Origin of the sequence: Pseudomonas sp. NCHU5216, from assembly GCF_052156495.1 — a bacterium.
Classification (GTDB): domain Bacteria; phylum Pseudomonadota; class Gammaproteobacteria; order Pseudomonadales; family Pseudomonadaceae; genus Aquipseudomonas.
In genome coordinates, this window is record NZ_JBQLIX010000011.1 from 22,184 (window position 1) to 47,877 (window position 25,694).

General features: G+C 64.3%; 11 protein-coding genes and 2 pseudogenes (1 of these 13 cut by a window edge). 5 read left to right on the forward strand and 8 right to left on the reverse strand.

Features of this window, described 5'->3' with window-relative positions; translation table 11 throughout:
* The 3 genes in view from ACSVIK_RS10405 to ACSVIK_RS10415 are tightly spaced (at most 60 nt apart) and all read left to right on the forward strand, a layout consistent with a single transcriptional unit that may run on beyond the window.
* Nucleotides 1–12,474, forward strand: the end of a protein-coding gene (locus tag ACSVIK_RS10405) for a non-ribosomal peptide synthase/polyketide synthase (RefSeq protein ID WP_442444265.1). The gene continues 18,273 nt to the left of window position 1, outside the view; 12,474 of the gene's 30,747 nt are visible here — the last part of the coding sequence; its start codon lies off the left edge, out of view; it ends in the stop codon at nucleotides 12,472–12,474.
* Between the two features lie 60 nt (nucleotides 12,475–12,534).
* The gene (macA, locus tag ACSVIK_RS10410; protein ID WP_442444266.1) at nucleotides 12,535–13,707 is read left to right on the forward strand and encodes a macrolide transporter subunit MacA; all 1,173 of its coding nucleotides are present in this window, start codon (nucleotides 12,535–12,537) and stop codon (nucleotides 13,705–13,707) included.
* Nucleotides 13,704–15,665 carry a MacB family efflux pump subunit gene (locus ACSVIK_RS10415; protein ID WP_442444267.1) on the forward strand — a complete coding sequence of 654 codons (1,962 nt, stop codon included), beginning with the start codon at nucleotides 13,704–13,706 and terminating at the stop codon, nucleotides 15,663–15,665. The genes macA and ACSVIK_RS10415 overlap by 4 nt, the downstream gene beginning before the upstream one ends.
* A 211-nt stretch (nucleotides 15,666–15,876) precedes the next feature.
* Here the strand turns inward: ACSVIK_RS10415 and ACSVIK_RS10420 are convergent, their stop codons facing one another.
* The 4 genes and pseudogenes from ACSVIK_RS10420 to ACSVIK_RS10435 form a co-directional block, all read right to left on the reverse strand.
* Complete coding sequence (locus tag ACSVIK_RS10420; protein WP_442444268.1) at nucleotides 15,877–16,701, reverse strand: helix-turn-helix transcriptional regulator; 825 nt, start codon at nucleotides 16,699–16,701, stop codon at nucleotides 15,877–15,879.
* A gap of 691 nt (nucleotides 16,702–17,392) precedes the next feature.
* Nucleotides 17,393–17,551, reverse strand: a pseudogene (locus ACSVIK_RS10425) (IS5/IS1182 family transposase); the annotation flags it as partial.
* A gap of 114 nt (nucleotides 17,552–17,665) precedes the next feature.
* Complete coding sequence (locus ACSVIK_RS10430; protein WP_442444269.1) at nucleotides 17,666–19,066, reverse strand: efflux transporter outer membrane subunit; 1,401 nt, start codon at nucleotides 19,064–19,066, stop codon at nucleotides 17,666–17,668.
* A 63-nt stretch (nucleotides 19,067–19,129) separates the two neighbouring features.
* The gene (locus ACSVIK_RS10435; RefSeq protein ID WP_442444270.1) at nucleotides 19,130–19,921 is read right to left on the reverse strand and encodes a helix-turn-helix transcriptional regulator; all 792 of its coding nucleotides are present in this window, start codon (nucleotides 19,919–19,921) and stop codon (nucleotides 19,130–19,132) included.
* A gap of 405 nt (nucleotides 19,922–20,326) precedes the next feature.
* Here ACSVIK_RS10435 and ACSVIK_RS10440 point away from each other — a divergent pair.
* Nucleotides 20,327–20,449 (forward strand): annotated as a pseudogene (locus tag ACSVIK_RS10440) (DUF4113 domain-containing protein); the annotation flags it as partial.
* Nucleotides 20,450–20,760: 311 nt separating this feature from the next.
* Here ACSVIK_RS10440 and ACSVIK_RS10445 read toward each other — a convergent pair.
* Nucleotides 20,761–21,633 carry an AraC family transcriptional regulator N-terminal domain-containing protein gene (locus tag ACSVIK_RS10445; protein ID WP_442444271.1) on the reverse strand — a complete coding sequence of 291 codons (873 nt, stop codon included), beginning with the start codon at nucleotides 21,631–21,633 and terminating at the stop codon, nucleotides 20,761–20,763.
* Nucleotides 21,634–21,772: 139 nt separating this feature from the next.
* Here ACSVIK_RS10445 and ACSVIK_RS10450 point away from each other — a divergent pair, with 139 nt between their 5' ends.
* Nucleotides 21,773–22,528: an SDR family NAD(P)-dependent oxidoreductase gene (locus ACSVIK_RS10450; protein WP_442444272.1), complete on the forward strand. Its 756-nt coding sequence runs from the start codon at nucleotides 21,773–21,775 to the stop codon at nucleotides 22,526–22,528.
* 315 nt (nucleotides 22,529–22,843) lie between these two features.
* On the opposite strand, the gene ACSVIK_RS10455 is transcribed toward ACSVIK_RS10450, so the two are convergent.
* The 3 genes from ACSVIK_RS10455 to ACSVIK_RS10465 are packed head-to-tail and all read right to left on the reverse strand — an operon-like array spanning nucleotide 22,844 to nucleotide 25,664.
* Nucleotides 22,844–23,320, reverse strand: a complete 477-nt coding sequence (locus ACSVIK_RS10455; RefSeq protein ID WP_442444273.1) for a nuclear transport factor 2 family protein — start codon at nucleotides 23,318–23,320, stop codon at nucleotides 22,844–22,846.
* Between the two features lie 34 nt (nucleotides 23,321–23,354).
* Nucleotides 23,355–23,594, reverse strand: a complete 240-nt coding sequence (locus tag ACSVIK_RS10460; RefSeq protein ID WP_442444274.1) for a hypothetical protein — start codon at nucleotides 23,592–23,594, stop codon at nucleotides 23,355–23,357.
* A gap of 15 nt (nucleotides 23,595–23,609) precedes the next feature.
* Complete coding sequence (locus ACSVIK_RS10465) at nucleotides 23,610–25,664, reverse strand: pyridoxamine 5'-phosphate oxidase family protein (RefSeq protein WP_442444275.1); 2,055 nt, start codon at nucleotides 25,662–25,664, stop codon at nucleotides 23,610–23,612.
* Nucleotides 25,665–25,694 lie beyond the last annotated feature (30 nt).

The following is a 25,694-nucleotide window of genomic DNA, read 5'->3' on the forward strand; positions in this document are numbered from 1 at the left end:
CAGAACACGCTGTTCTCCACCTCACTGAACTTCGATCTGGCGGTGTACGAGTGCTTTGCGCCGCTGACCATTGGTGGTTGCGTGCATGTGGTCGAGAACGCCCTGGCGGCACGCGAGGCGAATGTCAGCCTGATCAATACCGTGCCGTCCGCACTTAAAGCACTGCTGGAATCCGGTGGCCTGAACGAAGGCGTGCATACCGTCAACGTCGCCGGCGAAGCCCTCAAAGGCTCACTGGTGGAAAAACTCTTCGCTGAAACCTCGGTGCAGCGTTTGTGCAACCTCTACGGCCCATCGGAAACCACCACCTATTCCAGTTGGGTGGCCATGGATCGTGCCGATGGCTTTGCCGCGCACATCGGCAAGCCGGTGGGCAACACGCAGTTCTACCTGCTCGACGAGCACCGTCAGCCGGTGCCGCTGGGTGTAGCGGGCGAGCTATATATCGGCGGCGCCGGTGTCGCCCGTGGCTACCTGAACCGTGACGATCTGACCGCCGAGCGATTCCTGGCCGATCCGTTCAGTGCTGAAGCGGGCGCGCGCATGTACCGCACTGGCGACCTGGCGCGCTGGCTGGCGGATGGCAACCTGGAATACCTGGGGCGTAACGACGACCAGGTGAAGATCCGCGGCTTCCGTATCGAGCTGGGCGAAATCGAAGCGCGCCTGGCGGCTTTCGACGGTGTTCAGGATGCCGTGGTCATGGCTCGTGAAGACGTGCCGGGCGATCTGCGTCTGGTGGCGTACTACACCGGTGCCGAGCAACTGGATATCCAGAACCTGCGTGAGCATCTGCAAGGCCAGTTGCCGGAATACATGGTGCCTGCCGCGTATGTCTATCTGGACGCACTGCCACTCACGCCCAACGGCAAGCTGGACCGCAAGGCCTTGCCGGTGCCAGGCATGCAAGCCTTCGTCAATCAGGCCTACGAGGCTCCGCAAGGGCCGATCGAGACCGCTCTGGCGCAACTCTGGCAGCAACTGCTGGGGGTAGAGCAGGTCAGCCGTCACGACAACTTCTTCGCGCTGGGCGGCCACTCGCTGCTAGCGGTGCGGCTGATCTCCCAGATGCGCCTGCTGCTGGGCGTCGAGTTGAGCCTGGCCGAGCTGTTCGCCCACAGCCAGCTAAGCGCGCTGGCCGGCCGTGTCAGCCTGGCTGGCCGCAGCCAGTTGCCGGCCATCGTGGCGACGCCGCGCGAAGGCGACCTGCCGTTGTCATTCGCTCAGCAGCGCTTGTGGCTGCTGGCTCAGGTGGAAGGCGCCAGTGCCGCGTATAACATGCCGGCCGCCGTGCGTTTGCAGGGCGCGTTGGACATCACTGCCCTGCAGGCCGCGCTGGCACGTCTCGTCGAACGTCACGAGGCGCTGCGCACCTGCTTCGTCGTTCAAGGCGCTGCGCAAGACCAGGATGCCTTGCCGGTGCAGCAGATCCTGCCTGCCGGGCAGGGCTTCGAGCTGGCCTGCACGGACCTCAGCCATGCCGTGGATGCCGAACAGCAGGCCCTGGCCCTGGCCGGCGAAGAGGCGCTGGCGCCGTTCGACCTGGCCAGCGGCCCGCTGATGCGGGCACGCCTGCTGCGCCTGGGCGAACAGGATCACGTGCTGCTGCTGACCCTGCACCACATCGTCGCCGACGGCTGGTCGATGGGGTTGCTGACCGCCGAGCTGTCGGCGCTGTACAGCGCGCTGCGCGCCGGCCAGCCGGATCCGTTGCCCGCCTTGACGGTGCAGTACGCCGACTACGCCCTGTGGCAGCGCCGCTGGCTGGGCGGTGATGGCCTGGCCGAGCAGAGCGCCTATTGGCAGGCGACCCTGAGCGACGCACCGGCGCTGCTGACACTGCCTACCGACCGGCCGCGTCCGGCGCGCCAGAGCAACGCTGGCGCGAGCCTGGGGCTGCGTCTTGGCAAACCCCTGACCCAGCAGCTCAAGGCGCTGAGCCAACGCCATGGCACCACGCTGTTCATGACCGTACTGGCGGCCTGGGGCGCCTTGCTGGGCCGCCTGGCCGGTCAGGACGACGTGGTGATCGGCACGCCGGTGGCCAACCGTGGCCGCGCCGAGCTGGAGCCGCTGATCGGCATGTTCGTCAACACCCTGGCGCTGCGCCTGGATCTGGCCAGCGCTGCGGATACCGCCACCTTGCTTGCGCACACCAGGCAACAGGTGCTAGCGGCCCAGGCGCACCAGGATCTGCCCTTCGAGCGGGTCGTGGAGGTGGTCAACCCACCACGCAGCCTGGCCCACAGCCCGGTGTTCCAGGCCATGCTCAGCTGGCAGGACTTCGCTGGCACGCAACTGACGATGGATGGCCTGGAATTGAGCCTGCTCGGGGTGCCGAGCCAGGTGGCCAAGTTCGACCTGACCCTGGATATCGGCGAGCTCGACGGCGAGCTGGTGGGCAGCCTGGAGTACGCCACCGCGCTGTTCGATGCCAGCACCGTGCAGCGCTACATCGATTACTTGCAGCGCCTGCTGCAGGGCATGGTCGAGCAGCCGCAAGCGCAGGTCGCCAGCCTGCCGTTGCTCAGCGAACAGGAGCATCAGCACCTGCTGGATGGTTTCAACGACACCGCCGTGGCCTACCCGAGCCATGTCACCATCCATGCGCTGTTCGAGCAACGCGCGGCCGCGCAGCCCGATGCGCTGGCCGTGCAGACTGCCGACCAGCAACTGACCTATGCGGAGCTCAACATTGCCGCCAACACGGTGGCGCAGCGCCTGATCGAGATGGGCGTGGGCCTGGATGATCGCGTCGGCCTGTACCTGCAACCCGGCATCGACGTGCTGGTCGGCATGCTCGGGGTGCTCAAGGCCGGTGCGGCCTACCTGCCACTGGACCCGACCTATCCGCCGGAGCGCCTCAACTACATGCTGCGCGACAGCGCGGCCAAGGTGCTGGTGAGCCAGCGCCAGCTGTACCAGCGCCTGCCGCTGGCCGAACTGCCACTGCTGGCCCTGGACGAGCCGCTGCCAGCGCATCCGGGCAACCCGGTGGTGGCGGGCCTGGGCAGCCGTAACCTGGCCTATGTGATCTACACCTCCGGCTCGACCGGCAACCCCAAGGGGGTGATGATCGAGCACCGTGGCCTGGTCAACTACAGCCTGGATGCCGCCCGCCTGTTCGGGCTGCACCCGAGCGACCGCGTGCTGCAGCAGAACTCGCTGAACTTCGACCTGTCGGTGGAGGAAATCTTCCCGGCGCTGATGGCCGGTGCCTGTGTGTTGCCGGTGCGCGAAATCTTCGCCAGCGACGGCCTGCCCGGCGCCGGTGTGCCAGGGCCGAGCATGGTGCACCTGACCGCCGCGCACTGGCACAGCCTGGTCGGCGACTGGCAGGCGCAGCCCACGCTGGCGGCGCAGGCCCTGGCCGGCGTGCGCCTGCTGAACGTGACCGGCGATGCCCTGGCGGCGCAGAAGCTCGAACAGTGGAACCGTTTGCGGCCAGCCCATACGCGCCTGGTCAATACCTATGGCCCTACCGAAGCCACGGTTTCCTGCACCGCCGCCATGCTCGACGAGGTGGCGCAGGGCAGTGTGGTGAGCATCGGCCAGCCGATGGCCAACACGCGTATCTACCTGCTCGACGCCTATCGCCAGCCAGTGCCGTTGGGCGTGGCCGGTGAGCTGTACATTGGCGGTGACGGCGTGGCGCGCGGTTACCTGAACCTGCCGCAGGTGAATGCCGAGCGCTTCCTCGCCGATCCGTTCAGCGCGGCGCCTGACGCGCGCATGTACCGCACCGGTGACCTGGCGCGCTACAGCGTCGATGGCAGCCTGCAGTACCTGGGGCGCAATGACTTCCAGGTCAAGGTGCGTGGCTTCCGTATCGAACTGGGCGAGATCGAGAAATGCCTGGCCGATTGCCAAGGCGTGAAAGAGGCCGCCGTGCTGACCCGTGACGTGCAGGGCGAGAAACGCCTGGTCGCCTATGTGGTGGCCCAGCCAGGGCAGGTGCTGCTGGCTGCGCAGTTGCGCCAGGCCCTGGCCGAGCAACTGGCCGAGTACATGCTGCCCAGCGCCTGGGTGATGCTCGATGCACTGCCGCTGACCGCCAACCGCAAGCTCGACCGCAGCGCGTTGCCGGCGCCTGAGCAATGGCAGGCGCATGAAAGCTATGAAGCGCCGGCCGACGCCACCGAGCAGGCGCTGGCCAACATCTGGGCCGATCTGCTGGATCTGCCCCAGGTTGGCCGCAACGAGCATTTCTTCGAGCGCGGCGGCCACTCGCTGCTGGCCATGCGCCTGTTGGCGCGGGTGCGTCAGCAACTGGGTGTGGAGATGGACCTGGCCGAAGTGTTCGCCCACCCAGTGCTGTCGGCGATGGCCCAGCGTCTGGCACAGGCGGCGCGGCACGAACAGCCGGCCATCGTGCCGGTGTCGCGGCAGCAGCCGTTGCCGCTGTCGTTCGCCCAGCAGCGCCTGTGGTTCCTGGCCCAGTTGGAAGGCGACAGCGCCGCCTACCACATCCCCAGCGGCCTGCGCCTGCGTGGGCCGTTGCAGGTGCCTGCACTGCGTGCCGCCCTGGATGCGTTGGTGGCGCGCCACGAAGCGCTGCGAACCACCTTCGTGCAACAGCAGGGGCAGGCGGTGGAGCAACGCATCGGCGCCGCCGACAGCGGCTTCAGCCTGCGCGAGCACAGCCTGCAGGGGCTGCCGGATGTCGAAACCGCCTTGGCGGTACTCGCAGCCGAAGAGGCGCGCGCACCGTTCGACCTGGAAAACGGCCCGCTTGCGCGTGGCCAGCTGGTACGCCTGGGCGACGACGATCACGCCCTGTTGCTGACCCTGCACCACATCATCGCTGACGGCTGGTCCACCGACCTGCTCAACGCGGAACTGGCTGCGCTGTACCTGGCCCATAGCGGGCAGGGCCAGCCCGCGCTGGCGCCGCTGCCGGTACAGTACGCCGACTACGCCGTGTGGCAGCGCAACTGGCTCACCGCCCAGGTGCTGCAACAGCAAAGCGGTTTCTGGCAGCAGGCACTGGCCGGCGCACCGGCCTTGCTCAGCCTGCCGACCGACTACCCACGGCCGGCCCAGCAGCGTTATGAAGGCGACGCCGTGGGCCTGGTGCTGGATCGCGAGCTGACCGAGCGCCTCAAGGCACTCAGCCAACGCCAGGGCTGCACCCTGTTCATGACCGTGCTCGCCGCCTGGGGCGTGGTTCTGAGCCGCCTGGCCGGGCAGGACGACGTGGTGATCGGCACGCCGGTGGCCAACCGTGGCCAAGTGGAACTCGAAGGGCTGATCGGCCTGTTCGTCAACACCCTGGCCCTGCGTCTGGATCTGAGCGGCGAACCCCGGGGCAGCGAGCTGCTGCAGCGCGTCAAGTCCTGCGTACTGGAAGCCCAGGCGCATCAGGATCTGCCGTTCGAGCAGGTGGTCGAGATGGTCAAACCGCCGCGCAGCCTGGCCCACAGCCCGCTGTTCCAGGCCATGTTCAGCTGGCAGGCGGCAAACCCTGCCGCTGCTAGCGCGGCGCCTGGCGAGCTGAGCCTGGAAGGACTGAGCCTGGGCAATCGCAGCGCCAAGTTCGACGTGCTGCTGGACATGGCCGAGATCGACGGCTGCCTGCATGGCTCGCTGGAGTACGCCACCGCGCTGTTCCAGCGCAGCAGCGCCGAACGTCACCTGGGCTATCTGGAGCGCGTGCTGCGTGCCCTGGCCGAAGACGCTCAGCAGGTGCCGACGCACCTGCCACTGGTCGACGCTGCCGAGCGCCAGTTGCTGCTGGAAGACTTCAACGCCACGGCCAAGGCCTACCCACAAGGACTGACCCTGCAGGCGGCATTCGAGGCACAGGTCGTGCGCACGCCACAGGCCACTGCGGTGGTCTGCGAAGCGCAGGCCTGGAGCTACGCCACCCTCAACGCGCAGGCCAACCGCATTGCCCACGCCTTGATCGGCCAGGGCATCGGCGCCGATGACCGCGTGGCGATCTGCTGTGAGCGCAGCCTGGAGATGGTCGCCGGCCTGCTGGGGATCCTCAAGGCCGGGGCCGCCTACGTGCCGCTGGATCCGGATTACCCGCACGAGCGCCTGGCCTACATGCTGGAAAACGCCAGCCCGGTGGCGGTGCTGGTGCAACCGGGACTCGAGACCTGCCTGCCCGATGCGGGCGTCACGCGCCTGCCGCTGGTATTGCAGGCCTTTGCCGAGCAGCCCGATAGCAACCCGCATCTGACCGATCATGCAGCGACGCATCTGGCCTATGTGATCTACACCTCCGGCTCCACCGGGCAGCCCAAAGGCGTGATGAACGAACACGCGGCGGTGATGAACCGCCTGCTGTGGATGCAGGACGCCTATCAGCTGAGCGAGCAGGACGTGGTGCTGCAGAAAACCCCGTTCAGCTTCGACGTTTCCGTGTGGGAGTTCTTCTGGCCGCTGTTCAATGGCGCACGGCTGGTGATGGCACGACCTGGCGGGCATCGCGAGCCGGACTACCTGTGCCGCTTGATCGAAGCCGAGGCGGTGACCACGCTGCACTTCGTGCCTTCGATGCTGGAACTGTTCCTGGCCCACGAAGGGCTGGAGCGCCTGACCTCGATACGCCAGGTGATGTGCAGCGGCGAGGCCCTGCCCGGGCATTGCGTGCGGCGCCTGCAGGCACGCCTGCCAGCGGTGGCGCTGCACAACCTGTACGGCCCGACCGAAGCGGCGGTGGATGTCACCGCCTGGGCCTGCAACGGCCCGGACGCCCCGGACAACACCCCGATCGGTCGCCCGGTGGCCAATACTCGCCTGTACCTGCTCGATCCCGTCGGCCAGCCGGTGCCGCTGGGCTGTACCGGTGAGCTGTACATCGGTGGTATGCAGGTCGCGCGTGGCTACCTGGGGCGTCCGGAGCTTACCGAAGAACGCTTCATGGCCGACCCCTTCAACCCGGCGCCGGGTGCTCGCATGTACCGCACCGGCGACCTGGGCCGCTACCTGGCCGACGGTACGCTGCTGTACCTGGGGCGCAACGACGACCAGGTGAAAATCCGCGGCTTCCGTATCGAGCTGGGTGAGGTGCAGGCCTGCCTGAACCGCCATCCGCAGATCCACGAGGCCGTGGTGGTGGCGCGCGAGGAGGCGGGCGGCAAACGCCTGGTGGCTTACTACACCCTGGCCCACAATGCGCAGGCACCCACAGCAGAAGGCTTGCGCGCATTCCTGGGCGGGCAATTGCCCGAGTACATGGTGCCGGTCGCCTATGTGGCGCTGGCCGAGCTGCCGCTGAGCGCCAACGGCAAGCTGGCGCGCAACGCGCTGCCGGCGCCGGAGGCCAGCCACTACAGCCAGCGCGAATACGTCGCGCCACAGGGCGAGCTGGAAACCACCCTGGCGCAGTTGTGGGCCGAGTTGCTGAATGTCGAGCAGGTAGGGCGGCATGACCACTTCTTCGAACTGGGTGGCCATTCGCTGCTGGCGGTGACCTTGATCGAGCGCATGCGTAAAGCGGGCCTCAATGCCGACGTGCGCGTGCTGTTCGGCCAGCCGACCCTGGCCGCCCTGGCGGGCGCCGTGGGGCAGGGCCAGGAGGTGGCCGTACCGGCCAACCTGATTCCGGCCGAGGGCTGCGAGCGCATCACCCCGGCGATGCTGCCGCTGGTGACGCTGAGCCAGGACGAGCTGGATCGGCTGCTGGACAAGGTGCCCGGCGGTGCGGCCAACGTGCAGGACATCTACCCGCTGGCGCCGTTGCAGGAAGGCATCCTTTACCATCACCTGTCGTCCGAGCAGGGTGATGCCTACTTGCAACAGGCGCTGTTCACCTTCGCCGATCATGACCGTATGCAGGCCTTCTGCGATGCCCTTCGCGGGGTGATCGCGCGGCACGACATTCTGCGCACGGCCGTGCATTGGCAAGGGCTTGGCGAGCCGCTGCAGGTGGTACTGCGCGACGCGGCGCTGCCGATGCAGGTGCTGGCACTGGATCCGCGTGAGGGTGACCTGGGCACGCAACTGCGTGAACGTTTCGACCCGCGTGTGACACGCCTCGATGTACGCCAGGCCCCCATGCTGCAGTGGGTATGTGCCTATGATGACGAGCAGCAGCGCTGGATCGGCCTGTTGCTGTTCCACCACCTGGTGCTCGACCACACGGCGCTGGACACCGTGCGCGAGGAAATGCAGGCCTGGCTGAGCGGTAACCAGGCGCAGTTGCCCGCGCCAGTGCCGTATCGCAACTACGTGGCCCAGGCCCGCCTGGGCTCCAGCGCCGAAAGTCATCAGCAGTTCTTCGAGGCCATGCTGGGCGAAGTCAGCCAGGCCACGCTGGCCTTCGGTATCGAAGACGTGGCCGTGGACGCCAGCACCCTCGAACAGGCGCGCCGTGTACTGCCCGAGGCACTGAACCTGCGTCTGCGAGCCTGTGCTCGCAGTGCCGGGGTGAGCCTGGCCAGCCTGGTGCACCTGGCCTGGGCGCGGGTGCTCAGCGTGCTCAGCGGGCAGCAGTCGGTGGTGTTCGGTACGGTGCTGATGGGCCGTCTGCAAGGCGGCGAGGGGGCCGACCGGACGCTCGGGCTGCTGATCAACACCCTGCCTCTGCGTCTTGAAGCCGGCGCCCTGGGCACCGAACAGGCACTGCGTGACGCGCATGCGGCGCTGGCCGCGCTGCTGGGCCACGAACATGCCTCACTGGCGCAGGCCTTGCGCTGCAGTGCAGTGCAGGCGCCGGCACCACTGTTCAATACGCTGCTCAACTTCCGCCACACGGCGCTGGGCGGCGACGCGCAGAGCAGTGATGCCTGGACGGGTATCGAGGGCCTGGGCGGCGAGGAGTGGAGCAACTACCCGATCGTGATGAGCGTCGACGACCTCGGCGAAGGGCTGATGCTCAGCGCCCAGGCCTTGCCCCAGGCGGGCGCCGAACGTCTGTGCCAGTACCTGGAACATTGCCTCGAAGGGCTGGCCGAAGCGCTGCAGCATGCGCCGACGCAACCCGTGCACGATGTGCCGTTACTGCCGCTGGCCGAGCGTCATCAACTGCTGCTGGGCTTCAACCAGACGCAGGCCGACTACCCCGGCGAGCAGCCGCTGCACCGGCTGTTCGCTGCCATGGTGGCGCGCCAGCCGGAGGCCGTGGCCGTGGAGCACAATGGCCAGCTCACCCGCTACCGCGAACTCGATCAGCAGGCCAACGCCCTGGCGGCGCGCCTGCGCAGCGAAGGTGTCGGCCCGGGCGACCGTGTGGCGCTGCTGCTGGATCGCTCGCTGCACTGGCTGGTCAGCGCCCTGGCAGTGCTCAAGTGTGGCGCAGCCTATGTTCCGCTCGACCGCCATGCACCGCAGGCCCGCCAGCAGGCGATCCTGCAGGACAGCGGGGCGCTGCTGACCCTGAGCGTGGCTGGCCACGAGCTGCCCGCCGGCAGCCGCTGGCTGGATGTCACGCAAGACAGCGGCGCGCCGCAGGATTACCTCGAGCCGCAAGGGGTCGACGGCGACTCGGCGGCTTATGTGCTGTACACCTCAGGCTCGACCGGCACGCCCAAGGGCGTGGTGGCGCCACAGCGGGGTGTCAGCCGCCTGGTGCTGAACAATGGCTTCATGGCGTTCTCGCCGGATGATCGGGTGGCGTTTGCCTCCAACCCGGCGTTCGATGCCAGCACCCTGGAAGTCTGGGGGGCGCTGCTCAACGGCGGGCGGGTGGTGGTGATCGACCACGACTGCCTGCTGGCGCCCGAACGACTGGCGCAGGCGCTGACTGAGCAGCAGGTGTCGGTGCTGTTCCTCACCACGGCAGTGTTCAACCAGTACGTGAGCCTGATCGGCGCGGCGCTGGCCGGCGTGCGCGTACTGCTCAGCGGTGGCGAGCGGGCCGATGTGGCGGTGTTCCGCACGATGCGCAACCTGGCGCCGAGCCAGACCCTGATCCACGCCTACGGCCCGACCGAAACCACGACCTTCGCCACCACCCATCTCGTCACGGAGGTGGCACCGGAGGCCGTGAGCCTGCCGATTGGTCGGCCGCTGTCGAACACTCAGGTGTATGTGCTCGATGAGCGCCAACAGCCGGTGCCGGTGGGCGTGGCCGGGGAAATCTGCATTGGCGGTGATGGTGTGGCCCTGGGCTACCTGAACCGGCCGCAGCTCAGCGCCGCGGCATTCATTGCCGACCCGTTCAGCGAGCAGCCCGGCGCACGCCTGTACCGCAGCGGCGACCTGGGCTGCTGGGGGGCCGACGGCAGCCTGCATTACCTGGGGCGCGCCGACCAGCAGATCAAACTGCGTGGCTATCGCATCGAGCTGGGTGAAATCCAGGCCCGCCTGGCTATCCATGACGCCGTCGAACAGGCCACCGTCCAGGTGTTGCAACGTGAGGGGGGCGATCGGCAACTGGTGGCCTGGTTCACCAGCCAGCAGGCACCCACCCCGGCGCAATTGCGTGAGCACATGCGCGCTGCGTTGCCCGACTACATGGTGCCGGCCGCCTATGTGCAGGTGGCGGCCTTGCCGCACACCGCCAACGGCAAGCTCGACGTCGCCGCCTTGCCGGCACCGGCCGAGCCGGCCTTCAGCGGCCAGGGCTACGAGGCGCCGGCCGAAGGGCTGGAGAGCACCCTGGCGACGCTGTGGGCACAGGTACTGGGGGCCGAGCGCATTGGCCGCCACGAACGCTTCTTCGAAGCGGGCGGGCATTCGTTGCTCGCTGTGCGCCTGGTCGGTGCACTGGCCCAGGCGGATCTGCAAGTGAGCCTGGCCGAGGTGTTCGAACATGACAGCGTGGCGGCCATGGCCCGCCACTTACGCCTGCGCGTGGCACAGGCGCCGGCCATAGAGGGGGCAATAAAGGTGCGTAGTGGTGGTAATCAGGCGGCACTGTTCCTGGTGCACGAATTCAGCGGGCTGGATCTGTACTTCCCGGTACTGGGCAAGCACATCGGCGCGGACGTGCCGGTCTATGGCCTGCCGGCGCAGCCTTGGGGCGAGGCACCGCTGCAAACCCTGGAATGCATGGCCAGCCGCCTGATCGGGCTGATGCGCGAGGTGCAGCCGCAAGGCCCTTACCGGCTCGCCGGCTGGTCGTTCGGCGGCATCCTGGCCTATGAAATGGCCAACCAGCTATTGGCGCAGAACCAGCAGGTGGCCTTCCTGGGCCTGCTCGACAGCTATTACCCACGCCTGGTCGACCAGGGGCGGGCGCGCTGGAGCGGTCCTGCGGCCCTGGGCATTCACCTGCTGGACCGCTGCGAAGTGTTCCTGGCGGCGACCACCCAGGATGCCACCGAGCAGGCGCGCACCCGACAGGCCCTGGATGCTGGCAAGGTGCTGGCCCAGCAGGCTGACTTCGAGCAGACCCTGGCCTTCTGCACGCAGCAGCGCCTGTTGCCACCGGCGCTGGTCGAGCTCGATGAGCAGGCCCTGCGGCATTACCTGGCCAGGGAAGTAGCCCACGGCCACGGACTGGCGCATTACCGGCCGTATCCGTTGCCGCTGGCGGTGCACCTGTTCGTGGCCGCCGAACGTGCCGCCGATGCCCCGGCCCATGACGGCTGGCTGGGCTGGGACACCCTGTTGCCGCGCAACCAGCTACTTCGCGTCGAAGTGCCGGGCGACCACCAGAGCATGATGCTGACGCCGCAGGTTGAGGCGCTGGGCGCGGCCATCGACGCGGCCATGGCGAGCGCGCCGCAGCCGACCCCGGCGGCGCCGTTCCAGCCACTGTTGACGATCCAGTCGGGCCAGCCAGGCCAGGTGCCGGTGTTCTGTGTGCCGGGGGCCGGTGACAGCGTGACCGGGTTCATCGAGCTGGCCGGCGCACTGGGTGCGCAGTGGCCCTTGCACGGTCTGCAACCGCGCGGCCTGGACGGCGTCAGCGTGCCGTTCGGGACGGTGGAAACCGCTGCCACGGCCTACCTCACGGCGGTCGCTACGGTACAGCCGAATGGCCCGGTGCATCTGATCGGGCACTCCTTCGGTGGCTGGGTGGCCTACGAAATGGCCCTGCGCCTGCAAGCGCAGGGTCGCGAGGTGGCTTCGCTGACCCTGATCGACAGTGAAGCGCCCGGCGGCAACGGTGTGGTCGGGCGGCCCTATACCCAGACCCAGGCCCTGCGGCGCCTGATCGAGGCGATTCAGCTGGCCAGCGGCAAGGCACTGGGCATCGACCCGGCGCAACTGGAAGCCGCCGATGACCTGCAGCAGATGCGCCTGCTGCACGCGGGCATGGTGAGCGCCGGGATTCTGCCGGCGCGCTCACCGGCTACAGCCATGGAGGGGCCGATGCGTGCCTTCGCCACGGCGCTGCGCACCCGCTATCAGCCGAGCCAGAGCTATGACGGTCCGGTACGCCTGGTACTGGCCGAAGACCCCACCCTCGACAGCGCGCACAACCTGCGTGAACAACAGGCGATGCGGGACGGTTGGGCGGCGCGGGTGCCGAAGCTGACGGTATGGCACGGGCCGGGCAACCATTTCACCATGCTCAAGGGCGCCCATGTGCTGCGCCTGGCGCAGTGGTGGCGGGAGGGGCTTGAACAGTAAGGCGTTGCTACCTGGGCCCGGCCGCCGGCCGGGCACGTTCTCACACAAGCATGGTTCGATATGGCTAAGTTCAAATACCGAAAGAGCATCATCCTCACCGCCTTGCTGGTCATTGGCGGCCTGGTCTATGCCAGCACGCGCTCGGAAGAGAGCGCGCCGCAATACCTGACCGCACGGGCGGAGCGAGGTGACATCGAGAACTCGGTGCTGGCCACCGGCATTCTGCAGGGGGTCAAGCAGGTGGATGTCGGTGCCCAGGTTTCCGGGCAGCTGAAAAGCCTCAAGGTCAAGCTGGGCGACGAGGTGAAGAAGGGCCAGTGGCTGGCCGAGATCGACCCAGTGGTGCTGCGCAACTCGCTGCGCCAGGCGCAGGTGAATGCCCAGGAACTGGCGGCCAGGCGCGAGGCGACGCGCGCACAACTGGCCATGGCCAAGGCGGACTATGAGCGCGCACAGCGGCTGCTGCCCACCGAAGCGGTATCGAGGAAAGACTACGAAGCCGCCAGGTCCGAATTCCAGGTACAGCGCGCCAACCTGCACGTCCTGGATGCGCAGTTGCAGGATGCCAAGATCCAGATCGAAACCGCCCAGGTGAACCTCGACTACACGCGCATCAACGCGCCCATCGACGGTACGGTGGTGGGCATCGTCACCCAGGAGGGCCAGACCGTGATCGCCCAGCAACTGGCGCCGGTACTGCTCAAGCTCGCCGACCTGAGCACCATGACGGTCAAGGCCCAGGTCTCGGAGGCCGATGTGATCCACATCAAGCCGGGCCAGGAGGTGTACTTCACCATTCTGGGCGAGCCCGACAAACGCTATCACGCCACGCTGCGCGGTATCGAACCGGCGCCGCAGAACTTCCTGGAAACCCAGGCCAACAGCAGTTCTCGGCAGAACACCGCGGTGTTCTACAACGCGCTGTTCGACGTGCCGAACCCCGAGCAACGCCTGCGTATCTCGATGACCGCGCAGGTGCATATCGTGCTCGACAAGGCCCGCAACGTGCTCAGCGTGCCGGTGGCGGCATTGGGCGCACAGGGAGAGGATGGCCTTTATGAAGTACGGGTACTCGATGCCCAGGGCAAGCCGCAGACCCGCCAGGTGCGCACCGGCATCAACAACTATGTGCGGGTGCAGATCGAACAGGGCCTGGAGGAGGGTGACCAGGTGGTGATCGGCGAGGCAACGCCAGATACCGCGATCGCCAGCACGGCAGGGGGTGGCGCATGAGCGAGCCGCTGCTGGAACTGCGTGGCGTCACCCGGCGCTTCAGCGGTGGCGACACGGACTTCATCGCCCTGGACAACATCGACCTGACGGTGCAGCCCGGTGAGCTGGTGGCCATCGTCGGCGCTTCCGGGTCAGGCAAATCGACCCTGATGAACGTGCTCGGCTGCCTGGATCGCGCCGACGAGGGCAGCTACAAGGTGGGCGGCCGCGAGGTTCACAGCCTGGCCAACGATGAGTTGGCGGCGCTGCGCCGTGAGCATTTTGGTTTCATCTTCCAGCGTTACCACCTGCTCGGCCACCTCAGTGCGGTCAACAACGTCGAGATGCCGGCCATCTATGCCGGGGTGAGCGAGACCGCGCGTACCGATCGTGCCGAGGCACTGCTCAACCGCCTGGGGCTCGGCGGGCACCTGGCCAATCGGCCCAATCAACTGTCGGGTGGCCAGCAGCAGCGGGTGAGCATCGCCCGGGCGTTGATCAACGGTGGCGAGATCATCCTTGCCGACGAACCGACCGGTGCCCTGGACACGGCCAGCGGCCGGGAAGTGATGAATATCCTGCTGGAGCTCAATGCTGCCGGGCGCACAGTGATTCTGGTCACCCACGATGAGAAGGTCGCGGCGCATGCCCGGCGTATCATCGAGATCAGCGACGGGCGTATCGTCGCCGACCGCATCAACCCCGAGCCGATCCAGGCCCAGGCCCCGCAGCCCCAGGCGCTGCCCGACAAGAATCGGCGCAGCAGTCGGCTGATCGCGCGCCTGGAGCTGTTCCGCGAAGCCTTCAGCATGGCCTGGATCGCACTGGTTTCCCACCGCATGCGTACCTTGCTGACCATGCTGGGGATCATCATCGGCATCACCTCGGTGGTGTCGATCGTTGCCGTCGGCGAGGGCGCCAAGCGTTATGTACTCAACGACATCGCGGCGATCGGCAGCACCACCATCGAAGTGTTTCCCGGCACTGACTGGGGCGACAGTCGCTCGGCATCGATCGAAACCCTGTCGTTGGGTGACGTGGCGGCGCTGGCGAACGAGTACTACATCGACAGCGCCACGCCCAACGTCGGTCGCAACCTGCTGCTGCGCTATCGCAATCAGGATCTGACCGCGACGGTGAACGGCGTGGGCGACAACTACTTCCGCGTGCGCGGCATCAAGCTGGGCGAGGGGGTAGGGTTCACTGCACAGGACAGCCGACGCCAGGCCCAGGTGGTGGTGATCGACCACAACACCCGAGATCGGCTGTTCCCCAAAGGCACTAACCCGCTGGGCCAGGTGATTCTGGTCGACAACCTGCCGTGCACGGTGATCGGCGTGACCGAAGACAAGAAAAGCGTGTTCGTCACCAGCAAGAACCTCAACGTGTGGATGCCCTATGAAACCGCCTCGGGGCGCCTGTTGGGCCAGCGTTACCTGGACAGCATTACCGTGCGGGTCAAGGACGGCCAGCCCAGCAAGTTGGTCGAGGAGAAGGTCACCAAGTTGCTGGAGCAGCGCCACGGCACCAAGGACTTCTTCACCTACAACCTCGACACCATCCTGCAGACGGTGCAGAAGACCAGCCAGTCGCTGGCGCTGCTGTTGTCGCTGATCGCGATCATCTCGCTGGTGGTGGGCGGGATCGGCGTGATGAACATCATGCTGGTGTCGGTGACCGAGCGGACCCGCGAGATCGGTATCCGCATGGCGGTGGGCGCGCGGGCCTCGGACATTCGCCAGCAGTTCCTCGTCGAGGCGGTGATGGTCTGCCTGCTGGGCGGGGTGATCGGCATCGGCTTGTCGTTCGCGATCGGCTACCTGTTCTCGCTGGTGGTGAAAGAGTGGCAGATGGTCTTCTCGCTGGGCTCGATCATCACTGCGTTCCTGTGCTCGACCCTGATCGGCGTGGTGTTCGGTTTCGTGCCGGCACGCAATGCGGCGCGCCTGGACCCGATCAACGCGTTGGCGCGGGATTGATTGGCCGAAACCGGTAGCCGCTCCGCGCATAGGAGCGGCTTCAGCAGCGAGGACTGCAAACCCTTCATTGCCAGATGCGCGGGCTTGCCCGGCCTTTTGCGGCTGAATTCGCAAGCGGAGGAGGGGGGGGACAGGGAGCTTCAAGGTGGTGGCAGAACGGCTGAATCCAGCCGGCCTGCCACCACCTTGAATAGGTATCCGCAAAGGCCGATCAGGCGCCCCGCAGCAATTGGATGTTTTCTGCCGGGTCACTGGCATGCAGCCAGCGCAACAGGGCGCGGCGGCCATTGATGCTCATCTTCACCGCGGCACGCTTGAAATAGCTCTCCACGGTGCTGACCTTCAGCGCCAGGCGCTCGGCCAGCTCTGGCACCGTATGCCCCGCCAGCAGACCGATGCACACTTCGGTTTCACGCTCGGAAAGTTGCAGCTCGCAGGCGCACAAGCGCTCCTGGAAACGCTCGCGCAGGCCATTGAGGGCGGGAACCTGCGGAGTGCGACCATGCAGTGCCGTGACATTACCGGTGGACGGCGTGATGCTTGCGATGTGTTCTTCGATGATCGGCAGCAGCATCAGTGCCAGGTCTTTGAGCTTGGCACGCTCCTGGGCCGTGAAGGGTTCGCATGAGACATTGCGGAATACCGAAATCACGCAGCGATGACCATTCTTTTGCTGGTAGGACGCCAGATGCATCTGGCAATGCCCAGGAACCTTTACCAGCTCAATATCGGCCCGGCCCGCCATGACCCGAGCGTTGTCGCTGGCGCTTGCGTAAAGTTGCGCCGCCTTGAGTTGTTCCAGGCTCAGCACGATGGGTTCGGGAGGTGGGGCGTTATGAAGCGAAGCGTTGCCGATGCAGTTTCGGGGTACCGGGCCGGCTACCGGGATACCGGAGCTGGTTCGGTATTGGCTGACGTGCGTCACGTCCACTGGTAGCAAGGTATTGATCAGATCGTGAAGCAACCGTGTGAAATGTCGACTACCGGTGCCAGCAATCACTTTTCCCAAGTGCGGAAAGAGCTGTTGGATGTTCATCAAATCTCCCTTCTAAATTCGATAACCATGACTCAATAATCGAATTGAGTAATACCATTGCAATAAAAAGGCATTAATGAGCTCAGGCGAAAAAGGCGTGTGATTTTTAAGAAGGGGGGAGGCACTACGGCGATGAATTATTGGGCATAACCCTGATCTCCTGGATTCGACAGGCAGTTAACGCGTACAAAGCAAAGAGTTATTTGAATAGGGCTAAATGCTATCACTTACCGAGAAGACCAAGTTTGGATTCAAGGTCAGTGAGGCTGACATTATCTAGCACTACCACCGATATTTCTTCATCCCAGCTCACATTTTGTAGTCGGCCCGGACGTTGAAAATATTGACATCAATATGCTATCGCTTAAAACCGCATCCTTAAGTCTGCATCCATATAGCAATAGATATTTGTTTTTCAGCGACTTTTGCAACATGAAAAGCGACCACGAACAGCATGAAAAGCGACCACAAACAGTTGTTTGATTACACCAAACGCTTGTTTGAACTTAGCTAACAAGCGTTTGAATATGGCAAACGGCTGTTTGAATAAAATGACGCAGATGGATAATGGAAGCACCCGATAAAAAATCGACTTCGGTGGCTGCCGGTTTTGAAAGTGGTCATCTGATCAAAAGCACTCAGATCACCCGCTTGTTTCTCCGTTTCTGGCCTCCAGCCTGCGGAGGCCATTGCCTTCCTTGCTCTTGGTCGAACTGGCGCATGAATCAGCGTGGCGTCGACAATGGTGCCCTGGAGTAATGACTGTCCTCGGTCGCCCGAGGTCGCCATTGATGACACCAAGAATGCCGGCAGCCAGCTTATTCTTCTCCAGCAGTCGATGGAAATTGAGTCATGCGAAGATCATCTGTTTCATTGGGCTATCATCCAGGGGCTACCAGGCCGAGTGTTTCACCTGGTTCTGGAAGTTACATTCAGCGTTTCCCTAAGTAACCGCTCGATAAATCTATAACGCCCGGGGCGGCTGCCAATCGCCCCCCAGAGCCTTGTAAAGGTTGACCTCGGCTGTTAGCTGAGCGAGGCGAACATCAATCAACGAACTTTGCGAACTGTACAAAGAGCGTTGGGCATCCAGGAAAGTCAAGCTGCTGTCGAGTCCCTCTCGATAACGTGATTCGGCGAGCCGGTAGTACTTCTCGCTGGCCTTGACCAGTTCAAGCTGGGCGCTGACTTGTTGTCGGTAAGTCTGACGCGCGGCCAAACCATCGGACACTTCCTGAAACGCGGTCTGAATACTTTTCTCGTATCGCGCGACGCCCATGTCTTTCTGGATCTTGGCGTAATCGAGGCTGGCGCGCAGATTGCCGGCATTGAACAGCGGGATGTTGATCTGCGGCTGGAAGGTCCAGGCTTTGGAGCCTGCCTTGAACAACCCGGACAGCTCGCTGCTGGCCGTGCCGCCATTGGCGGTGAGGGTGATGCTAGGAAAGAACGCCGCCCGTGCGGCACCGATGTTGGCATCGGCCGCCCTGAGCTGGTGCTCGGCCTGCAGGATGTCCGGTCGGCGTTGCAGCAACTGCGAGGGCAGGCCGGCCGGCATCTGGGCGATCAGGCCATCACTGATTGGCTCGCTAGGGACGGTTACCTGTACGGGGGCGCCGGTGAGCAGTTGCAGGTTGTTCTGACCTTGCTCCACTTGTCGCTGATATTGCGCCACCCGTGCCCGGCCCCCCTCAACCTGGGTGCTGGCCTGGCTCTGGGCCAGGGCCGTGGCACCTCCGGCACTGAGCTGCTGAGTGGTCAGTAGCAGGCTCTTTTCGTAGGTCTCCAGGGTCTGTCGTGCCAGCGCCAGTTGTTCCTGGTCTGCCCGCCAGGTCAGATAAGCCGTGGCAACGTTGCCGATCAGGCTCAGCCGGGTGCTGCGCTGGGCCTGTTCCTGGGCCAGATACTGCTCAATCTTTTCCTGGCTCAGGCTGCGGTTGCGGCCGAACAGATCCAGTTCGTATGCGCTGATTCCCAGCCCGACCGAGTAATTGCCCCCTGTACTGCGTACCCCCAAAGGGGACAGATCCGGCGGTACGCTCTGGCGGGTGCCGGAAGCTTGCACTAAAACGCTGGGAAACAGCGCACTGCGCTGGATGCGGTATTGCGCCTGAAAGGCCTGCATATTGAGCAGTGCAACACGCAGATCACGATTGTTGGCCATTGCCGTGTCCAGTAGCTGCACCAGCGCCGGGTCGCGGAACACATCCTGCCAGCCGTATCCCGTTGCGTCGCCAGGACTCAGCGCTGCGCTGCTCTGAGCGTAGGTTTCAGGCACTGGTGAAGCAGGGCGATGGTAATCGGGAATCAGTGAGCAACCGCTGAGCAATGCGAGCGTCAGCCAAGCGGGGGAATAGCGAAACATGGGCACAACCTTTTCTGAACTACCTGCGAGCTTCGGTCAATGAAGGAGGCTTGGTAGCGGCGCTCAACCGCCCTGGCTCATTCCGATCATCCATTTGACCAGTCCGTGACGTCCCTTCACTCCCAGTTTGGCAGCCGCACGCTTCAAATAGGTTTCAATGGAGCTGTTTTTCACATGAAGTTTTTCAGCCATTTCCGGGACTGTGGCGCCGGCCAGCAAACCCAGGCAGATCTCGCGCTCACGCATCGATAGCTGAGTATCGGTGAGTTTGAGCTTCTCGTTGAAGTTGCGTTGCAGCTCTCGCCCTCCGGAAGTGTCGGGCGTCATCTGCGGCAGGTCACAGAGTTCCCGGGTCGCCTGGGCATGACGTTCGAGCAAGGGCAACAGCGTTTCTGAGAAATTTTTCAGAAACGAAAGCTCATGAATGGAGAAGTCTTTCTGCGGGGTATGGCGGTGTAGAGAAATCAGCCAGTAACGGTTGGACTTTCTGGAGGCGACGTTACAACACCAGGCATCAAGGCAGGGAGTCGGCTCCTTGATCATCGCGTTGGGGTACTTGTTATGTATGAGCGGGGCTTCTTCAGATTCGAGCAAGCGCCCCAGTAGCCAATCATGATCCTGTGGGCAAGTTCCAGAGACGGCTGGCGCAGTGCCGATAAGCCAGGTGTTGATCACCTTGCGCTCGTTTTCATCAATGGTCCATTCACTGATCTGGGTCAGATCAATGGGCACCGAATCATTAATCAGGTCGTGCATATGAGACACGAACTCATGGCTGCCTACACTTGATATCAAGCGCCCCAAGGCCAAGAAGTAGGCGGAACGCTTACCTGTTTCCTGTAGCTTGGAATTCATCGTTCCCTCTCGTCACAGGCTCCGGTACACCGCTGTCCGTAGCGCTTTACATTAAACGTCTACAGTGCCGAGCCATGCAGTGATTCGGCCATCTGATGCGTCGAAACTACAGAGTGAACCAAGGGGTGTCTGTCGCCGAAAACAGGGACAAAAGCTTATAGTCAATCCGCCAGTATCCTGCTAACTCCAGGACTTGTCCCGGTTTAAGGGGACAGGCGCCAAACCGAGCTCAGGCCTAGAGTAAATGGACTATTAGAAGAGTTTCACCGACTTTTTGTGCCCGAGCGTAATTCTGCGGGACGGCCAATTAAGGTTGGCTTTCTCGAGGCTGCAGTATGACTTGTACAGCCAGATGACCTGGCGTCCCTCATGCTCCTCGCGCTTCTTGGCGCCCGTATAAGCTGATGGGGTAGGGGGGCGCTCCGAACTGGTAGCGTGCCGCTGTCTCCCGCCAGGGCAATGAGACGGGGTTTAATGAGCCAGAGCTTCACCACATGCGTTGGCCAGCCTTGGACGGTTAGGCAACTTGAACGGACAGTATGGCATCGACTGTCACGCTTGATGGATCAATGGGCTAGGCTGTGTACGAAAAGTGCCTGCGCTCGGTGATGCTGCGTTGAAATCGCTCTGGTACGCCAGCCCGGTCAGAATGCTCGTTTACAACGCGTAAACTCCGCTTCTTCGAGCAATTTCGCCTTGCCTGACCTTCGCTCGACGACTTTTCGTACAGAGCCTAAGAGAGTTCTGACAGCGGAGCTTTCCACTCAAATCCCATTTCTAGGGCCTGTCGACGTTTCGACGTGAGCCGCGTTGCTGTACCAAGCGGGGGCTGCGCGTGGTCAGCAAGCGCCAGCCGTATGTCGGCCCGGCGGCATGCCGAACAGGCGGCGGTATTCGCGACTGAACTGCGACACGCTTTCATAGCCTACGGTGAATGCTGCAGTACTGGACGAGACTCCCTCCCCGATCATCAGGCGACGCGCCTCGATCAACCGTAGCTGCTTCTGAAACTGCAGTGGCGTAAGCGACGTGTGCTTGCGGAAATGATTATGGAATGAGGATGTGCTCATGCCGGCTATGGAGGCCAGATGCTCCACCGGCAAGGGGCGATTGAACTCGCTACGCAGCACGGTCACTGCCCGCGCGATACGCTGCGCATGGCCGTCCGGCCAGCCTAGACGACTGATTGCCGAACCATGTCGCCCAGCAAGTAACCAGTAATGCAGCTCACGCATCAACGACGCATGCAGCACCGTCGCTGAAGCCGGGCGATCCAGCAAGCGCATCAGCCGCAGTGCCGCTTCAGCGACCTCAGCGTCAGTCGGTTCGATCTTTATCGGTGCCGCTTCGGGGCCCGGAGTGGTCTTCATTTCCTCCATTAACTCGGTGAGCAAGCCGGGATTCAGATCGATCACCAGCGAAATGTACGGTGCCTCGGGACTCGCCTGAACAATCTGACTGACCGTCGGTACATCGGCGGTGATCAGCAGGGAATCTCCCGCGCTGAAGGTAAAGGTCTGAATTCCCATCATCACCTGTTTGCAACCTTGCAGGACGAGACAAGCGAGAGGCCGGGTAATGGCGTAATCCAGCCCACTGGGTTCATGCGTACGGATGATGGTCAACCCGGAAATTGGGTTTTGGGCATGTCCATTAGGGCCGACATGTCTATCCAGATACTCGCGAACGATCTTCAGCAGTGCTGCGCTCATCGGTGCTTCCTCAAGCTGAGCTTGGGCACGTAGCTCACCATTGGAGAAATAGGCAAAAAGCTTCGAGGTTCCGGTAAGGACGGGATTACCGCGTAGATCACAGAATGAAATCCCATTCACGAAGCAGAGGATTTTTACCATGACCAAGATCGCTATCGTAACCGGTTCCAGCCGTGGCCTCGGCCGTAACACCGCCCTGAGTATCGCGCGTCAGGGTAGCGACGTGGTTGTCACCTACCACAGCCAGGCCGACAACGCACTGGCCGTGGTCGCCGAAGTAGAAGCGCTGGGGCGTAAGGCTGTCGCGCTGCAATTGGACGCCGCCGACGTCACCACTTTCCCTGCCTTCGTGCAGCGCCTGCAACAGGCGTTGCGCGAGACCTGGCAGCGTGAAAACTTCGATCATCTGGTGAACAACGCCGGTCACGGGGACATGGCCTCGATTGCCGAGACCACCGAATCGCAATTCGATGCTTTGGTGAACGTGCATTTTAAAGGCGTGTTCTTCCTCACCCAGGCATTGCTGCCGTTGCTGGCCGACGGAGGTCGTATCGTCAATATCTCTTCGGGGCTGACTCGCATTTCCTATCCCGGCTTCTCCGCCTACTCGGCGGTCAAGGGCGCGGTAGAGGTACTTAGCCTGTATATGGCCAAGGAACTGGGTAGCCGGGGTATTGCCGTCAACACTGTGGCGCCGGGTGCAATCGAGACAGATTTTCTGGGCGGTGCGGTGCGCGACATGCCGGATCTGAACAAGGTGTTCGCAGACATGACCGCGCTCGGCCGCGTTGGCGTGCCAGACGATATTGGCCCGATGATCGCCAGCCTGCTCGGCGAGCAGAGTCGTTGGATTAATGCCCAACGTATCGAGGTCTCCGGCGGCCAGGCGATCTGAGCCGCCAAGCGCGCGCACTAGCGCGAAACCATTCGCAGGGTGCCCGAGTGGCGCCCTGTTCCTGACCGCAAGACGCGAGCAGAGCATGGAGCCGCTGGGCACTGCAGTTGAAACATCGCCTATGGCCTGAGAGAAAAGGTGACAGCATCATTCAGTCCACTCTTGGCCGACCTCTGCCTGTCATGATCGGCAGAGGTCGGCCAGAAGCAGTCTCTCGGAGCGGAGTAATTACGTCAGAACTATCAGCTCGTTCGATCAAGGCACCTTTAGCCCAATGGACTTAGAAATCCAGCCAGCTTGCCTTGGGGGCAACCACTACAAACCCAGGTCAGACAGCCCCGGATGGTCATCCGGGCGCCGGCCCAGCGGCCAGCGGAACTTGCGCTCTGCCTCACTTATGGGCAGGTCGTTGATGCAGGCGAAACGGTGGGCCATCAGGCCGTTGTCGGCGAACTCCCAGTTCTCGTTGCCGTAGGAGCGGAACCAGTTGCCGGAGTCATCGTGCCACTCGTAGGCGTAGCGTACGGCGATGCGGTTCTCGGTAAAGGCCCACAACTCCTTGATCAGGCGGTACTCCAGCTCCTTGTTCCATTTGCGTCGAAGAAAGGCTTCAGCCTCGGCACGGCTGGTGGCGAACTCCGCGCGGTTGCGCCATTTCGTGTCGGGCGTATAGGCGAGGGCGACCTTGCCGGCATCGCGGCTGTTCCAGCCGTCCTCGGCCAGGCGGACTTTGAGGATGGCGGTCTCGCGGGTGAAGGGCGGCACCGGTTGGCGGATTTCGGGCGTTGACATGAGCTTGCTCCTGTTGGTGAAGGTGATTGGCTGATCAGTGGCGCGCGGCGCCGGCCGCTGGCTGGCGAATGCTGGTGCGCAGCGCGCGCCACAGGTCGAGCAGGCGGTAGCTCGATGCGGCAGAGCAGGGGCGTTCCAGCGCCGCGGCCATCTGCGGCAGCAGCGGGGCGGCCTCCCACTCCATGACGTCACGGTCGCTCAAGGGAGAAATGGGCGCGTCGGGCCACTGCATGGGCGGCAGCACTTCCCTGTTAGGCAAATCGCTTCTGTTCATCTCGCAGTCTCCTCGTCAGATGTCCAGCACCAGGGGGTTCGGGCTGTCCTCGGTCTGCGCCGGCACGGCGCAGCAGATCAGCACCTTGTCGCCGTCCGGCAACTGCGCCGGCGGATTGGGGTAGTGCACGGCGCCGCTGACCAGCCTGGCAGCGCAGGTGCCGCAGGAGCCGCCGCGGCAGCTGAATTCGGGGCTCAGGCCACGGCTTTCGGCGAGTTCCAGCAGGCTGCCGCTGTCGGGCCTCCAGCGCGCTTCGGTGGCCGAGGCGGCGAAGTACACCGGCACTGGGACGCTGGCCGCCGGTGGCTGCTCCAGGCTTGGCGGCGGTTCACTCTGTGAGCGGCGCAGGGCGGACGGCCCGAAGGCTTCGGCGTGGATGCGCGGGTCGGCGATGTTGAGCCCGCGCAGGCCGTCGTACATGGCCTGCAAAAACCCGCTGGGGCCGCACAGGTAAAAGTCGTAGTCGTCCAGCGGCAGGCGCGCCTTGACCTGGGCGAAGCTCAAGCGACCGGCCAGTTGGTAGTCGCGCTCGAGCTGCGCCTCGGCCTCGGGGCTGCTCAGCGCGCGGTGGATATGCAGCAGCCCGTCCGCCTGTTGCTGCAGCGCGTTCAGCTCCTCGCGGAAGGGCAGTTCGGCCAGGCTGCGGGCGCTGTGGAACAGGTGGATGTGCCGCGCGTGCGGGTGCTGGCGGTTCTGCGCCACCAGCTCGCGGGCCATGGAAATCATCGGCGTGATGCCGACGCCGGCACCGATCAGCACCACCGGCCGCTCGCTGTCATCCACCAGGGTGAAACTGCCCAACGGCGCGCGTACTTCCAGCAGATCGCCGACCTGGACGCTCTCGTGCAGGTGGCGCGAGGCCTTGCCCTGCCGTTTCACGCTGATGCGGATAAGCCCGTCGGACGGCGCGCTGGAAACGGTATAGGTTCTGACCAGCGCCTCGTCGCCGGCCTGCAGGCGCATCGGCAGGTGCTGTCCGGCGGCGAAGGTCACGCTGGCGTTGTCCAGCGGGGCAAGAACCAGCGAGCGGATGTCGCGGCTCTCCTGCTGTACCTGCGTTACCCGCCACTGCAGCCATTGCTTTCGCTGTTCCTGCATGCGCACACGCTCTTCGGCCTCCGCCCAGGTGCCGGTGGCCAGGCTGGTCGGCGCGTAGTCGTGGAACTGCCAGCGAATCCCCACGGCGGCCGGGCGCAGCACCACGTGCTCGACCTCCACCGTCCACAACCGCTCGGCGCCTTCGAAGGCCTTGATCAGCGGGCTGTCGAGCAGCAGCTCGGTGCGCCCGCTGAGCTGCAGCACATCGCCGGTGGCGAAGTCGACGAACAGCAGGCCGGCGATGGGGTTGGTCTGCAGGTTGCCCAGGGTGTTGAAGAACAGGTTGCCGGCGTAGTCGGGAATGGTCAGGCGATTGCCTTCGACCCTGACGAAGCCGGCGCGGCCGCCGCGGTGGGAAACGTCCACCGAGCGGCTGTGGTCGGCGTGCTCGACGTAGCTGGCGATGAAGAAGGTGTCGGCGGCGCGGATCAATGCGCTGGAATAATCGTCCAGGCCGGTGAAGTCCTGGCGCGCTGGCTTGCCGCCGACCGGCGTGGTGACGCGGGTGTAGGCGCGTTCCTGGATGTACTTGGGGCAGTTGCCGTAGGAATGCTCGACCTCCACCGCGAAGCCGGCTGCCGAGGCCTGCTGGATCACGCCGTTGATGCGGTTGCGCCGGCGCGTATGCAGCTCGATGCCGAGCATGCCGATGGCGTTGCCAGCCTGCAGGCCGGCGGCTGCCGGGTCCTGCGGATCGGGCAGGGCGGCGAGGAACAGATGCTGCGGGTCGGCGGAGGTGACGAAGCCTTCCGGCCCTTCGAGCAGCGTCGCCCAGGGACGGCCATCGCCATCCACCGCGCCGACCACCATGAACGGCAACTGGTGATAGAACTCGCGGTGCTGGTCGGGCATGTAGTCGCGAATGACCTTCTGCCCGATCACTTCCATGCGTTCGGTGACGTGCACGGCTTCCTGCAGCCGGCGTTCACCGGCATGCCAGGGCGATTTACGGTGCTTGGGCAGATGGTCCATGACGTGCTCCTAGAAAGGGGCTGCCGGAAA